Consider the following 248-nt stretch of genomic DNA (forward strand, 5'->3'; position numbering starts at 1 on the left):
TATTTCTTTGTTTTTTTTTTTTTTTTTTTTTTTATATTTTATATAATTCTTACTTAAACTATTATTATAATATTTTTTTTTTTTTTTTTTAATTTTTTTTTTTTTTTTTTTTGTTTTTTTTTTTTTTTTTTTTTTATATTTTTTTTTTTTTTTTTTTTTTTTTTTTTCTTTTTTTTTTTTTTGTTTTGGTTTTTTTTTGGCTTTGTTTTTTTTAATAAAAAATTTTTTTTTTTTTAAAAACCCAACCG

Annotated in this window: 1 protein-coding gene; it reads right to left on the bottom strand. The window is 8.1% G+C overall.

The window, feature by feature from the left end:
* Positions 1-248: hypothetical protein (locus AAEZ22_RS18820; RefSeq protein WP_352298557.1), on the bottom strand; the 248-nt coding region annotated here is incomplete at both ends.

Source organism: Pseudoalteromonas sp. 20-MNA-CIBAN-0454, from assembly GCF_040308685.1.
Lineage (GTDB): Bacteria > Pseudomonadota > Gammaproteobacteria > Enterobacterales > Alteromonadaceae > Pseudoalteromonas > Pseudoalteromonas nigrifaciens.